The organism is Agrobacterium sp. CG160-95, from assembly GCF_053521725.1.
This window is the reverse complement of sequence record NZ_JBNWDU010000001.1, coordinates 1,009,816-1,022,672: the sequence shown is the minus strand read 5'-3', so window position 1 is coordinate 1,022,672 and position 12,857 is coordinate 1,009,816. Positions and strand designations below refer to the sequence as shown.

The 12,857-nt window shown below is 58.1% G+C and carries 9 protein-coding genes; 6 read left to right on the top strand and 3 right to left on the bottom strand.

The window, feature by feature from the left end:
- Positions 1 to 25 precede the first annotated feature (25 nt).
- Positions 26 to 991, top strand: a complete 966-nt coding sequence (locus ACQZ63_RS05075; protein ID WP_113555649.1) for an acetylxylan esterase — start codon at positions 26 to 28, stop codon at positions 989 to 991.
- Positions 988 to 1,716, top strand: a complete 729-nt coding sequence (locus ACQZ63_RS05070; protein WP_113555571.1) for an esterase family protein — start codon at positions 988 to 990, stop codon at positions 1,714 to 1,716. Before ACQZ63_RS05075 ends, ACQZ63_RS05070 begins: the two co-directional genes overlap by 4 nt.
- A 16-nt stretch (positions 1,717 to 1,732) precedes the next feature.
- Here the strand turns inward: ACQZ63_RS05070 and ACQZ63_RS05065 are convergent, their stop codons facing one another.
- The 3 genes from ACQZ63_RS05065 to ACQZ63_RS05055 all read right to left on the bottom strand — a co-directional run bounded on the left by ACQZ63_RS05065 (position 1,733) and on the right by ACQZ63_RS05055 (position 6,158).
- Positions 1,733 to 2,602, bottom strand: coding sequence for an ornithine carbamoyltransferase (locus tag ACQZ63_RS05065; protein ID WP_113555570.1), 870 nt, complete (start codon positions 2,600 to 2,602; stop codon positions 1,733 to 1,735).
- A 90-nt stretch (positions 2,603 to 2,692) separates the two neighbouring features.
- Positions 2,693 to 4,318, bottom strand: coding sequence for a glucose-6-phosphate isomerase (pgi, locus tag ACQZ63_RS05060; RefSeq protein WP_038489735.1), 1,626 nt, complete (start codon positions 4,316 to 4,318; stop codon positions 2,693 to 2,695).
- 127 nt (positions 4,319 to 4,445) lie between these two features.
- The gene (locus ACQZ63_RS05055) at positions 4,446 to 6,158 is read right to left on the bottom strand and encodes a long-chain fatty acid--CoA ligase (protein ID WP_003514883.1); all 1,713 of its coding nucleotides are present in this window, start codon (positions 6,156 to 6,158) and stop codon (positions 4,446 to 4,448) included.
- A gap of 353 nt (positions 6,159 to 6,511) precedes the next feature.
- Here ACQZ63_RS05055 and ACQZ63_RS05050 point away from each other — a divergent pair, with 353 nt between their 5' ends.
- From ACQZ63_RS05050 to ACQZ63_RS05035, 4 genes are all read left to right on the top strand, one after another.
- A complete protein-coding gene (locus tag ACQZ63_RS05050; RefSeq protein ID WP_113555569.1) occupies positions 6,512 to 7,561 on the top strand; it encodes an ABC transporter ATP-binding protein in 1,050 nt (349 codons plus the stop codon).
- 154 nt (positions 7,562 to 7,715) lie between these two features.
- On the top strand, positions 7,716 to 8,732 hold the full coding sequence (locus tag ACQZ63_RS05045) for a Fe(3+) ABC transporter substrate-binding protein (RefSeq protein WP_038489739.1): 1,017 nt from the start codon (positions 7,716 to 7,718) through the stop codon (positions 8,730 to 8,732).
- 73 nt (positions 8,733 to 8,805) lie between these two features.
- Positions 8,806 to 10,482: an ABC transporter permease gene (locus tag ACQZ63_RS05040; RefSeq protein ID WP_065659891.1), complete on the top strand. Its 1,677-nt coding sequence runs from the start codon at positions 8,806 to 8,808 to the stop codon at positions 10,480 to 10,482.
- A gap of 172 nt (positions 10,483 to 10,654) precedes the next feature.
- Positions 10,655 to 12,844 carry a TonB-dependent siderophore receptor gene (locus tag ACQZ63_RS05035; protein WP_448799096.1) on the top strand — a complete coding sequence of 730 codons (2,190 nt, stop codon included), beginning with the start codon at positions 10,655 to 10,657 and terminating at the stop codon, positions 12,842 to 12,844.
- Positions 12,845 to 12,857: the final 13 nt, after the last annotated feature.

Sequence of the window (12,857 nt, the reverse complement as noted above, 5' to 3'; positions counted from 1 at the left end):
CGGTCTTTCACGAAACGAGCATCGCATGAGCGTTCCAACAACCCATCCTTTCGATTTCGACCCGACCTATGGCATGCGGCGCGAGCAGTTGCAGGCCATTATCCCGCCTGAGGCGCCGCCGGGCTTTGATGATTTCTGGAAGAAGCGTTATCGCCGCGCGCTGGCCACGGATCCGCGACCGGTGCTGCGCAAGAGCAAACTCAGCCATCCCCGCTGGCATGTTCTCGATATCTCATACACATCCACAGGCGGCTTCCGCATCGGTGGATGGATGCTTCTGCCGCGCAAAGGACAGGTGCGGCGCGGACTTGTTGTCGGCCATGGTTATGGCGGGCGGGGAGAGCCCGATTTCGATGTGCCGGTGGAAGAAACGGCCGTGCTGTTTCCCTGTTTTCGCGGGCTTTCGCTAAGCGCCTGTCCGCCGATTTCGTCCGACCCGGCCCTTCATGTCCTCTACAACATCGACAGAAAAGACGACTACATCATCGGTGGCTGTGTCGATGATCTGTGGATCGCCGTCTCCACGCTCGTCACGCTCTATCCATGGCTGGAAGGGCAGGTGGGTTACAGCGGCATCAGCTTCGGGGGAGGGATTGGGGCTTTGGCGATACCATATGATGCGCGCATCGACCGGGGCCATCTGGTCGTACCCACATTCGGACACCGGCCGTTCTGGCTGACGCTGCCGACCGTCGGCAGCGCGGATGCGGTCCAGACCTATCAGAAGACCCATGCCAATGTGCTGGAAATGCTGCGTCTGTTCGATGCCGCTTCTGCGGCTTCCCGCATAAAAGTGCCGATGCTGGTCGCGCCCGCCCTGTTCGATCCGGCGGTGGCGCCGCCGTGCCAGTTTGCGGTTGCCAATGCCCTGCCGTTCTCAAAATTTAATGAAATCTTCATCCTAGACGCGGGACATTTCGAATACGCTGACAGTGCATCCCAAGATGCGGTCCACAGGGACAAGGTCAGACAGTTTTTCAAGGTGTCATGAAACGCGAATATCTCCGCTGGTATAGTCAAAGGCTTCATCGTGATATGGAGCTGTTGATATTCGGTCATTCTGGCGCCAAGGTGCTGATGTTTCCCACACGCGACGGGCGCTTCTTCGAATATGAGGAACTTGGCCTTGTCGACAGTCTGGCCGATAAAGTGGAGGCCGGTCATCTTCAGCTCTATTGTATCGAGGGGCTGGCCAAAGAGACCTTTTATGCGGCCCATAATCACCCGGCCGAGCGCATTCGCCGCCATGCCGCCTTCGAAGATTATATTCTCAATGAAGTGCTCCCGCTGATGGCTGAGAAAAACCCGCATGGTGATACCATCGTGCAGGGCTGCAGTCTCGGCGCGTTTCAGGCCGCCAGCCTCGTCTTTCGTCACCCACATCTTTTCCGCAAGCTCGTCGCCTTTTCCGGCCGCTACGATCTGACGATGAAGGTGGAATCCTTCGGCGATCTGTTCGACGGTTACTACAATGACGATGTCTATTTCCACATGCCGAGCCACTTTCTGCCGGACCTCGCCTGCGGCTGGCGGCTTGAAAACCTCCGCCGCATCGACATGGTTTTCACCATCGGCGATGCCGATCCGTTTTTGGACAACAACCATCACCTGAGCCGGGTTCTTAATGACAAGCAGATAGGGCATCAGTTGCATGTCTGGGAGGGACGTGCTCATCGTGCAGGCGCCTGGCGCAAGATGGCGGCGCTGTATATCTGAGGCGATCGGCGCCGCCTCAGGCGAGGAGAAATTCCATCAGAGCATTCTGCGCGTGCAGAAGAAATGCCTTTGCGGGCCGGCTTTGACAGGCCGGATGCGACATTGCATCTGCCGTCACTTCCTGACCACGGGCGACCGGTGGGCAGGGTAAAAAGATCACCTCGGGCTGCATCCTGTCGAGAAGGGATGCGGATATACGGTAGTCGATCAGGATATGATCCGAACCGGCGGGCCAGGAATCGGTAATGACCACATCCGCGTCGAGCAACTCCGCCATATCAGAGCTGGCCCGGAAATTCGGGTTGATGAGCGCAGCATCGGTGACGTGCCATTGTTCGGGGTAAACTTGTGTGACCTGAATTGGCAGGGAAATCGAGGCCTCGACCCACGAGCGCAAAATATTGGCATCCGGCGCGACGCCGACGATCTTGAGACCGTCGACCCGGCCTCTCAAGCTTTTGATGTGGGCAAGATCGCCAAGCGTCTCGCAGGGATGATTGGACTTGGTCCGCGCGTTGATGACGGGTGCGCGCATTTCGCCCGCAAGCGCCCGGAGGGTCGAGAGTTCTTTCGTGCGGATAATGACTAGATCGAACCAGTTGTCGAGATAGCCCGCCAGGTCGGCAATTTCTTCGCGGCCATTAAAGCTGATCGGGACGGTGACACAAACACCGCCCATGGCCTGAATGCCGAGATCGAAGGCAGCGGTGTTGCGCCAACCGGTGTCGTCGACGATCAGCCCGATGCGTTTTCCCTTGAGCAGCTGTGGCATCGTGCCCTTTGACCAGTCCTGCGCCAGACTGCCTGCACGGTCTATGATCGACAGCACCGCATCTTCAGGCAGGTCATGAAACGCCAGAAAATCCTTGCCTTGCCGCAGTGCCATATGTGCCTCCAATCGGCGTTCCATCGATGCTGAATTGAAAAAGCCGGAAGTTTCCTTCCGGCTTTCGTAATTATCAAGGGAGCAAGGATTTTACCCCGCCAGTCCCGACAGCGCCTTCACCAGACCCTGTGTCGAGCTGTCATGGCCGGCTGCACTTTCCTTGCCTTCAACGACGGGAAGCAGGCCGGTTGCCAGTTCCTTGCCAAGCTCCACACCCCACTGGTCGAAGGAGTTGATGCGGAACAGCACGCCTTCCACGAAGACGCGGTGTTCGTAGAGCGCGATCAGACGGCCAAGCGCAAATGGCGTCAGCTTGTCGTAGACGAAGGTAATGGACGGGCGGTTGCCGGTGAAAACGCGGTGCGGCGCGATGAAATCGGCTTGGCTGTCTTCCATGCCCTTGGAGGTGAGCTGGGCTTTCGCTTCGGCCAGCGTGCGGCCCTTCATCAGGGCTTCCGACTGCGCCAGGCAATTGGCGATGAGAAGCTGGTGCTGATGGCGCAGTTCCGGTTCGAAACCGTTGGCGGCGATCATGAATTCCGCCGGAATGACGCTCGTGCCCTGGTGGATGAGTTGGTAGAAGGCGTGCTGGCCGTTGGTGCCGGGTTCGCCCCAGACGACCGGGCCGGACTGGCCTTCGACAGGTGTCCCGTCGATCGTCACGCCCTTGCCGTTCGATTCCATGTCGAGTTGCTGCAGATAGGCAGGGAAACGCGACAGGCGCTGGTCATAGGGCAGGATCGCCCGCGTGGAATAGTTCAGCACGTTGCGGTGATAAAATCCGATGAGACCGAGCAGCATCGGCAGGTTTTCACGGATCGGCGCCTCGCGGAAATGCTTGTCCATGGCATGCGCGCCATCCAGAAACTTGCCGAAATTCTCCGGCCCGATGGCAATCATCAGCGGCAGGCCGATAGCCGACCAGATCGAATAACGTCCGCCAACCCAGTCCCAGAAACCGAAGATGCGATCGCTCTCGATGCCGAAGGCGGCAACCTTTTCCAACGCTGTCGAAACGGCGGCGAAATGGTGCTTCACAGCCTCTTCACCCAGCTTTTCGGCAATGAAACGGCGCGCGGTCGCGGCATTCGTCATCGTTTCGATTGTGGTGAAGGTTTTGGAGGCGACGATGAAGAGCGAGGTCTCGGGATCAACGAGCTTCAGCGTGTCGGCAATATGCGCGCCATCGATATTGGAGACGAAATGCGCACGCGGACCATCATGGAAAGGCGCAAGCGCCAGCGTCGCCATGACGGGGCCGAGATCGGAGCCGCCGATACCGATATTGATGATGTCGGTGATCTTCTTGCCGGTCGCACCTTTCAGGGAACCGGAGCGAATGGCGTCGGCAAACTTGCCCATGGCGGTAAGAACGGCGTTCACATCCGGCATCACATCCTTGCCGTCAACGAGAACCGGCGTGTTGGAGCGATTGCGCAGTGCGGTGTGCAACACGGCACGATCTTCGGTGAAATTGATCGCCTTGCCGGAGAACATCTCCTCGCGCTTTGCCTCGACGCCACCGTCGCGCGCCAGCTGTTCGAGAAGCGTGACGATTTCGTCATTAACAGCGCATTTGGAATAGTCCATCAGCAGGTCATCGAATTTGGCGCTGAAACGGCTGAATCGTTTGTCGTCGGCCGCAAAAGCAGCGCGCAGATCGGTTGCGGCTGTGCTGCTTGCCGTTGCTTTCAGTTTTTCGATGGTGGCCTGCATCTCGTGCTCCTCGGCTTCCTGGAAGGATGAGGAAACTATTCTTTTTCAGGCGACCAAATCAAGGCGACTTCGGTAAAAGAAATGGACTGGGAGAAAAGAAAAGAGCCGGTCACCCGGCTCTCGTCCTTCAGTTCAGATTGCGCAACTCACGCCGCAAGATCTTGCCGACGTTCGATTTCGGCAGCTCCGTTCGGAACTCGATGATTTTCGGCCGTTTGTAGTTTGTCAGGCTTTTGGCGCAGAAGGCCTTGAGTTCCGCTTCCGTCAGCGACTGATCCTTCTTGACGACGAAAAGCTTGACGGTCTCGCCGGAATGTTCGTCGGGAACCCCGATTGCCGCACATTCCAGCACGCCGGGATGGCTGGCGGCCACTTCCTCGATCTCGTTCGGATAGACGTTGAAACCGGAAACGAGGATCATGTCCTTCTTGCGGTCGACGATCTTGGTGTAGCCGCGCTCGTCCATGAAGCCCATGTCGCCTGAACGGAAGAAGCCGTCTTCGGTCATTGCTTTCGCGGTTTCATCCGGCCTCTGCCAGTAACCGGCCATGACCTGCGGCCCGCGAATGCAGATCTCGCCGACCTCGCCGGTCGGCAGGCTTTTGCCTTCCTCGTCGCGAATGTCGATTTCCGTAGAGGAAATTGGCAGGCCGATGGTGCCGCTGAATTCCGTGGCATCGAGTCTGTTAACGGTGGCAACAGGCGATGTTTCCGATAGCCCGTAACCTTCAGCGATCGGGCAGCCGACCATGGAAAGCCAACGCTCGGCCACCGGCCTCTGCACCGCCATGCCGCCGCCGAGAACGAGAATGAGCGAGGACAGATCGAGCTTGCGGAAATCCTCATTGTTCATCAGCGCGTTGAACAGCGTATTGATACCCGGAAAAATATGCGGTCGATAATGCGACAACTCCTTCACGAAGCCGGGAATATCGCGTGGATTGGCGATCAGCAGGTTATGGCCGCCAAGCGCGATGCCCATCAGCGAATTCACTGTCAGCGCAAAGATGTGGCACAGGGGCAGCGCGCAGATGAAGTTGAGGACTTCTGGACGGTCCTTGCGTTGGGTGAAAGCGGCATCCAGCCACAGGCTGATCTGGGCCTTGTTGGCCAGAAGATTGGCGTGGGTGAGGATCGCACCTTTGGAAATGCCCGTCGTTCCGCCGGTATATTGCAGGAATGCGATATCCTGCGGCAGGAGGCGGACCGCCTTCAGGGAAAAACCCTGACCTTCCTTCAACACGGCCTTGAAGCTGATGGAGCCGGGAATAGCGTAGGCCGGCACCAGTTTCTTCACCTTGCGAACCACAAGATTGACGATATGTCCCTTGAGGCCGAGGAGATCACCCATGGCCGCAACGACCACATGTCTGACGGCGGTTTTCGGCACCGCCTGCTGCGCCACATGGGCGAAATTCTCCAGTACGAAAAGCGCTTTTGAGCCGGAATCCTTCAGCTGGTGTTCCAGCTCGCGCGGCGTATAGAGCGGATTGACGTTGACCACGATCATGCCTGCCCGCAAAATTCCGTATACGGCGACGGGGTTCTGCAGGATATTCGGCATCATCACGGCAACCCGGTCGCCTTTTTCCAGCCCTCTGGATTGCAGCCATGCGGCCACCGCGCGGGTTTCAATATCCAGATCCCGGTAGGTCAGGGACTTTCCCATGCTGGAAAAGGCCTTCCTGTCGGCAAATTTCGCGCAGCTCTTTTCGAGAAGTTCGACAAGGGAGGTATTGGCGGATGCGGGGATTTCGGAAGGTACGCCCGGCGGGTAGGATGCCAGCCAGCGCTTCTCTGCGCTGACATTTTCCGGATGTCCCAGGGACAATTCACTCATGCTTCTCCTCCCAGAGTCTCTGTCGCGCCGTGCGTTCGATGGAACGCATGAAAGGCGCTATAAGCTGCCTGATCATCATGAGACCCCCAATCAACCGGCGCAATGGCCGGATTGAGGGAACCGCATGTGGCGTCACCGGATCGACTGCTCCTCCGCTCCCCGATGACGAATGATAGACGTCTAATCACCTGACGTCCATCGTATCGGCAAAGCCTATTTAACTCTAACGTAAACGTCAATATTCCTGCCGAACATCTCGCAACCTCGTGAGTGGAAACCTATTTCCCCCGCCTTTTGACTTTAATCCTGATTTGAGCGATCAACATAATTCGCAAAGCAGGGCAGGATTGGAAATGGCAGGCAACGCAGCGCTTGAACTGAAATCGGTCGGAAAAAGATTCGGCGATACGGATGTATTGTCCGATATCGATCTGACCGTCGAACGCGGCGAAATCATTTGTCTGGTGGGACGTTCCGGCTGTGGAAAATCGACCCTGCTGCGCATTATAGCGGGTGTGGAAACGCCGGATCATGGCAGCGTTTGTGTGAATGGCGCAGTCGTTGCTGGTCCGGCTGGTTTCGTGGAACCGGAAAAGCGCAATATCGGTTTCGTCTTTCAGGATTATGCGCTCTTCCCGCATCTCACCGTCGAACAGAATGTGATGTTTGGTCTCAGGTCATTGCCAAAGGCCGAGGCCCGCCGCCGCGCTGCGGAGATGATCGAGCACGTTCATCTGCAGGAGTTGGCCAAGCGCTATCCGCACACGCTTTCGGGCGGTGAGCAGCAGCGCGTAGCCCTCGCCCGCGCCCTTGCCCCGCAACCGGGCCTGCTGTTGATGGATGAGCCCTTTTCCAATCTGGACCGGGGATTGCGCGACACTGTGCGCGAGGAAACGCTGGGCGTCCTGCGGCAACTGGGCACGACGGCGATCATGGTCACCCATGATCCGGAAGAAGCGCTTTCCGCCGGCGATCGTGTGGTGCTGATGCAGCGCGGTCGTATCATCCAGAGCGGCACGGGCTACGAAATCCACGATCATCCCAAAAGCCGCTACGCCGCCGATTTTTTCTGCGCCTTCAACAAGATCGAGGGCAGGGTGAGGGAGGGGCGGGTGGAAACGCCGCTCGGGCCTCTGGGCGATGCGTCCGGTCTGGCGGAAGGTCTTGCCGCCACCGCCTATGTTCGCCCCAATGCGATTTCGATCATCGAGGACAGCGCTGCGAAAGACGGCATTGCCGGCGAGATATCAAGTCGTGTGTTCCTCGGCGAGATCGAACAGCTCGGCATAGCCGTTCCCGGCCTTCCAGCCGACCTGCGCGTCAGGACGATGCAGCGCACACCCGCCAAGACCAAGGCCGTGCGCTTCGGCATCGATCCGAAGGGTGTCCTGATATTTACCTGAAGTTGAATGAGCGGATTTGCATGTTTATTTTCGCTCCATTTTCAACTGTTGGTGATCGAAACCCGTCTGAAACCGGCCAAATAAAACTTGATTTGATACGTCATGTATGATGTTTGCTCCCCCTATATTGCGCCATTGAAGAGGGAGACACACCATGACGAAATTTGCCAAACTTGCCCTGCTTGCCAGCACGGTCACTTTTGCAGCGGGATCAGTCAGCGCTGCTGAACTGAACATCTACACCACGAGAGAGCCGGCCCTGATCCAGCCCCTGCTGGAATCCTTCACGGCCTCCAGCGGTGTCAAGGTCAACACCGTATTCCTCAAGGATGGCCTTGCAGAGCGCGTTCTGAGCGAGGGCGCAAGCTCACCTGCCGACGTGCTGATGACGGTGGATGCCGGCAATCTCGTCGATCTCGCGGAAAAGGGTGTTACTCAGCCGGTTGAATCCGAAACCCTGAACAAGGCTATTCCGGCGGAACTTCGCGACGCCAAGGGCCACTGGTTCGCACTTTCCATGCGTGCCCGCGTTCTCTATGCGGCGAAGGATCTCGACCTTGCCTCCTTCAACTATGAAGACCTGGCAGATGCGAAGTGGAAGGGCAAGATCTGCATTCGTGCCGGCCAGCATCCCTATAATACGGCTCTCTTTGCCGACTACATCGCTCACTATGGCGCAGCGGACACCGAAAAGTGGCTTGCCGGCGTCAAGGAAAACCTGGCCCGCAAGGCAGGCGGCGGCGACCGTGACGTTGCCAAGGATATCCTCGGCGGCATTTGCGATATCGGCATCGCCAACTCCTATTATGTCGGCCTGATGCGCTCGGGCAAGGGCGGCGAGGAGCAGGTGAAGTGGGGCGAAGCGATCAAGGTCGTTCTGCCGACGTTCAAGAATGGTGGCACGCAGGTCAACATCAGCGGTGCGGCTGTTGCCAAGAACGCTCCGAACAAGGCCGAAGCCGTCAAGCTTCTGGAATACCTTGTTTCGGACGAAGCCCAGAAGATCTATGCCGAAGCCAACTTCGAATATCCGGTCAGGCAGGGCGCTGCACTCAACGACATCGTTGCCTCCTTCGGCACCCTGAAGGTTGACAACAAGTCGCTGACGGAGATCGTCTCTCATCGCAAACAGGCGAGCGAGCTGGTCGACAAGGTCGGTTTCGACCAGTAAAGGCCAATTGGCGACAACAAGTTGGAAGGCGTTCGCATCCGCGGGCGCCTTTCCCTGTATTTTCAAGAAGCTCATGAATCCAGACGCCGTCCAGCCATTGATGCCCCGCGCAAGACCAAGGTTTTCATCCTCCTTCTGGTGGCTGAGCCTGTCTCTGGCAGCGGTCTGTGGCGCCATGCTGCCGGTTCTGGCACTCGTCTCGCAGGCGGTGCAGGGGTCCGATGGCCTGTGGTCCCATCTCGGTTCCAGCGTGATTTTGACGGCTTTGCCGGATACCGCAGTTCTGATGCTCGGCGTCGGGTTGCTGGCCGGTGTTATCGGCACATTTGCCGCCTGGCTGGTTACGGCCTATGATTTTCCCGGCCGCAAAATACTGGAATGGGCGCTGCTGCTGCCGCTCGCCATGCCCACCTATATCGTCGCTTACGCCTATCTCGATATCCTGCATCCGATCGGGCCGGTGCAGGGGGCGATCCGCTGGCTGCTGGGCTATTCCAGCCCGCGTGAATTCCGCCTGCCGGACATAAGGTCCATGACGGGCTGCATCATCCTGCTCGGTTTCGTGCTGTTTCCCTATGTCTATATTCCCGTGCGCGCCATGTTCCTCACGCAGGCGGGCAACCTGCTTGAAGCGGCACGCACGCTTGGCGTTTCCAGACGCGCGGCTTTCTTCAAGGTTGCGGTGCCTTTGGCGCGCCCGGCCGTCGCGGTCGGCATCAGCCTTGCCCTGATGGAAGCGCTGAACGATATCGGCGCATCGGAATTCCTTGGTGTCCGAACTCTCACCGTTTCGGTCTATACCACATGGGTCACGAAATCCGACCTGCCCGGTGCGGCGCAGATCGCGCTTTCCATGTTATTCATCGTGGTTGCCCTCGTGGCATTTGAACGATGGGCGCGGCGCAAGCAGCGTTATACCGTGTCGGCGCAGAAAAGCAGGGAACTGGAGCCTGTGCGTCTCACCGGTCTTAAAGCTTGCGGTGCCTTTGCGCTCGGCAGCCTGCCGGTTCTGATCGGCTTCGTGGCGCCGGCAAGCTATCTCGTCACCGAGGCATGGAAGCGTTTCCGGTTCAGCGGACTGTCGTCCCGTTTTGCCGATGAGGCTCTGAATACCATCCTCTTTGCCGGACTGGCGACGGCGATCACCCTCGTCCTCGGCCTTGCGGTCGCTTACGCGATGCGCCTTGCTCCGGGACGCCTCTCGCTCTGGTCCTACCGGCTTTCCACGGTAGGTTACGCGGCCCCCGGCACGGTCATCGCCATAGGTGTACTGATTGCGCTTGGCGGCTTCGACCGGTTTGTCGACCAGACCATGCGCGACTGGTTCGGCATATCCACCGGCCTCATTTTCATCGGCAGCGGTGCGGCCCTGATTTACGCCTATTCGGCGCGGTTCCTCACCATTGCGGCTGGCGGCGTTGATGCCGGCCTGAGTCGTATCCCGCAATCCTTCGATCACGCCTCGCGAACGCTGGGACGATCCGCAACACAGACATTCAGACAGATCCATCTGCCGCTTTCAAAGGCATCGCTGGCCGCCGCCGCATTGTTGATCTTCGTCGATTGCGTCAAGGAACTTCCCGCCACCCTCCTGTTGCGGCCCTTGAATTTCGAGACTTTCGCGACCCATCTTTACGGTGAGGCAGCGCGTGGCACCTACGAGGAAGCGTCGATTGCGGCACTGGCGATCGTCGTCATCGGCATCCTGCCGGTCATGCAGCTTGCAAGGATCGGGCGGCGCAAGGGCTGACGCCTGCACCATAAATGACAGGCGCAAAACTGTGCGAGAAGCCAATAAGCTTCAAATCTCCCCAGAAAACGACAAGCATCCGGCCTTAATCCTGATGTAAATACTCAGCTTAATTGAGGTGCTGCGGCCTGCCGTATATAAACGTCGGCCGTGATCTGTTTCGGGGCATATCTTGAAAAATTTGCATGAGATGTTTTTGGGCCGCCTGGCTTTGGGAACGGCTGCCATTGTTTTGATGGCGCCATTGGTAGGTCACGCACAGCAGACGACCGTCCTGCGTGAGATCACCGTCGAGGGGCAGGGCGCGGAAAACGCCACTGGTCCGGTCCGGGGGTACGTTGCGAAGAAAAGCGCGACGGGTTCGAAAACTGAGACGGAAACGAAGGACATTCCTCAGTCCGTATCGGTCGTCGGCCGCAAGGAAATGGATGACCGCGGTGTCGTGACCAAGATCGACGAGGTACTGCGCTATACGTCCGGCGTAACGGCTGAACCTTTCGGCACCGATCCGGATACGGACTGGTTTTACATTCGCGGATTCCAGGCAACCCAGACCGGCGTGTTTCTGGATGGGCTGAACCTGTTCAGCTATGGTTTCGGCGGTTTCCAGATGGATGCCTATGGTTTGGAGCGGGTGGAGGTGCTGAAGGGACCGGCTTCGGTGCTCTACGGCGGCGCCAATCCCGGCGGCATCGTGCAGATGGTTCGCAAGCGCCCGCAGGATGAGCCGGTCCGCGAAACGGAAATCGGCATCAACAATTTCGGCAATGCTTTCTTCGGTTTCGATCTCGGCGACAAGATCGATGGTGAGGGTGTGTGGAAATACCGCGTCACTGGCAAGGTCTCGGGCGGCGATAATTACACCGACTACTCCGAGGATCTGCGTGGCTTCATCATGCCGCAGATCACCTTCGAGCCGGATGCTCAGACCAGTGCCACGCTCTACGGCTATTTCTCGGCGCTGGATCAGGTCCATGTCGGCAATGGCTTCCTGCCCTATGTAGGCACTGTGGTTGACGCACCTTTCGGCAAGCTCGACCGCAAGGCCTTTTATGGCGAGCCTGATATCGACAATGGTCGCGTCTACCAGTCCATGGTGGGTTACGAAGTCAGCCACGAATTCGACAATGGCTGGAAGATCAGCCAGAACGCACGCTACGGCCACCTCTACAAGCATGAAACCGGACCCTATGCGGGCGGCTGGGCCAATACTGACGCCAATGGCCAGCCAATCCTCGATGCCACCACCAATGACTATATGCTGACCCGCTTTGGTTATGACGGCCTGTCGAAGGTCGACAGTTTCGGCGTCGACAACCGCGTCGAAGGCCAGTTCGATACCGGTGCTGTCAGCCATTCGCTGCTCTTCGGTCTCGATTATAAATACTACAAGCTGGATCAGGTGCAGGCGTGCTGCGGATCGAATGCGATCGGTGCGCTCAAACCGGTCTATGGTTCGACGCAGGGAACGAATTTTGTCTACGCCAATAACGTCGTGACGCAGCAGCAGATCGGCATCTATGCACAGGATCAGCTGCGTTTCGGCGATGGCTGGCTGGTAACGCTGAACGGGCGCTACGATTACGTCGATACCGAACTGAACAACAGGCTGCCAGCGGGTGTGTCTCGCCGCTCAAATGACGATGCGCTGAGCGGTCGCGCCGGTCTTGCCTATGAATTCGACAATGGCCTGACGCCCTATGTCTCGGCGGCCACCTTCTTCAATCCGCTCATCGATACACTTGCGGATGGCAGCTCCGCCGTACCCGAGGAAGGACATCAGTTCGAGGCCGGTATCAAATACGAGCCGACCTTCTTCGATGGCAGCATCACCGCCTCTGTCTTCAAGCTTGTGAAGGACAACGCCATCGTTTCCTATACCGCCGGCGGCGTAACGACGAGCGGCCAGTTCGGACAGGTGGAGTCCACCGGCTTTGAGCTGGAGGCGAAGGCCAATCTCACCGACAACTGGAAAACCATCGCCTCCTATTCCTATACCGATCTCGATATCACCAAGGACGCCAATCCTAACCTGATCGGCAAATCGCCGTGGATCGTGCCTGCTCACACCGCGTCGCTTTGGGTGGATTACGCCTTCACCGATGATACGTTTGAAGGCCTCAGCATTGGCGGCGGCGTGCGTTATCAGGGCAAGTCCTGGGCAGATGCGGCAAACACGCTGCGTGTTCCGGATGCTGCGGTCTTCGATGCCGCGATCCGCTACGAGAAGAACGACTGGACGGCATCCGTCAACGTCGCGAATGTCTTCGACAAGGAATACGTCAAGAGTTGCGCCGGCGTCTCGGTTTGCGGCTGGGGTGACAGCCGCACCATCACCTTCAAGCTTTCCAAGAAGTGGTAACGGGTAGGTGGCA

Bases quoted from the DNA above. Each gene is read 5' to 3' on its own strand.
- ACQZ63_RS05075 (WP_113555649.1), top strand. From the start codon at position 26: ATGAGCGTTCCAACAACCCATCCTTTCGATTTCGACCCGACCTATGGC.
- ACQZ63_RS05070 (WP_113555571.1), top strand. From the start codon at position 988: ATGAAACGCGAATATCTCCGCTGGTATAGTCAAAGGCTTCATCGTGAT.
- ACQZ63_RS05065 (WP_113555570.1), bottom strand. From the start codon at position 2,602: ATGGCACTGCGGCAAGGCAAGGATTTTCTGGCGTTTCATGACCTGCCT.
- pgi (WP_038489735.1), bottom strand. From the start codon at position 4,318: ATGCAGGCCACCATCGAAAAACTGAAAGCAACGGCAAGCAGCACAGCC.
- ACQZ63_RS05055 (WP_003514883.1), bottom strand. From the start codon at position 6,158: ATGAGTGAATTGTCCCTGGGACATCCGGAAAATGTCAGCGCAGAGAAG.
- ACQZ63_RS05050 (WP_113555569.1), top strand. From the start codon at position 6,512: ATGGCAGGCAACGCAGCGCTTGAACTGAAATCGGTCGGAAAAAGATTC.
- ACQZ63_RS05045 (WP_038489739.1), top strand. From the start codon at position 7,716: ATGACGAAATTTGCCAAACTTGCCCTGCTTGCCAGCACGGTCACTTTT.
- ACQZ63_RS05040 (WP_065659891.1), top strand. From the start codon at position 8,806: ATGAATCCAGACGCCGTCCAGCCATTGATGCCCCGCGCAAGACCAAGG.